Origin of the sequence: Kitasatospora sp. NPDC059812 (assembly GCF_042732075.1) — a bacterium.
GTDB lineage: Bacteria > Actinomycetota > Actinomycetes > Streptomycetales > Streptomycetaceae > Kitasatospora.
This window is the reverse complement of the sequence record NZ_JBHWIO010000064.1, coordinates 1-779: the sequence shown is the minus strand read 5'-3', so window position 1 is coordinate 779 and position 779 is coordinate 1. Positions and strand designations below refer to the sequence as shown.

Here is a 779-nt window from a genome sequence, read left to right as displayed (position 1 = left end):
GGGCCTTTCTTCTGTTGTGTGGGGGGGGGGGGGGGGGGGGTGTTGTTGGGGGGGGGGGGGGGGGCGGGGTGTTGGCCGGGGCCCCCCCCCCCGCGCCATGCCTGGCCGTTGTCAGAGGGGGGTGCGCCCGTGATGGGGGCGGCCTGTAGGGGCGCACCGTGCCGTCGTGGCCTGGTCAGCTGGTGCGGTGGGTTTGGGTCAGCCGGTGGTGGCGAAGGTCCAGCCGGGCATGGTCTCCCAGGCGAGCCAGTTGTTGTCCTTGTAGGTGGCGCGGGACATGGTGCCGTTGGTGCCGGTGGCGAAGAGTTCGAGGGTGTTGATGTAGGCGTTGTAGGTGGCGGAGGGAGTGCCGGAGAACTTCCAGTCGCTGATGGTGCTCCAGTCGGCCCAGGTCTTGGTCTTGTTGTCCCAGTAGTTGTGGCCGAGTTCGCCGGTGTTGCGGACGGCAAAGAGTTCGACGGAGTTGGCGGCGGGGTTGTAGACGGCGGTGGGGGTGCCGTTGAACTGCCAGCCGCCCATGGTGGTGATGTCGGACCAGCGGGCGCCGTTGAGGCTGTAGCTGTGGGCCATCGTGTTGGTGGTGGTGGTGATGAAGACCTCGGCGCTGTTGTTGGCCGGGTTCACGACGGCGGTGGGGCTGCCGGTCACCGCCTGGCCGCCGATGGTGCCCCAGTCGCTCCAGGCCTTGGCCTTGTTGTCCCAGTAGAGGTGGCCGAGTTCGTTGCGGCTGCTGGTGGCGAAGAGTTCGACGGCGTCGGTGGCGGGGTTGTAGAGGGTGG

1 protein-coding gene is annotated in these 779 nt (G+C 68.3%); it reads right to left on the bottom strand.

Annotated elements, in window-relative coordinates; all coding sequences use genetic code 11:
- Window positions 1-198: 198 nt before the first annotated feature.
- A partial coding sequence (locus ACFV6D_RS27135) for a hypothetical protein (RefSeq protein WP_380561387.1) occupies window positions 199-779 on the bottom strand: 581 nt, incomplete at its 5' end.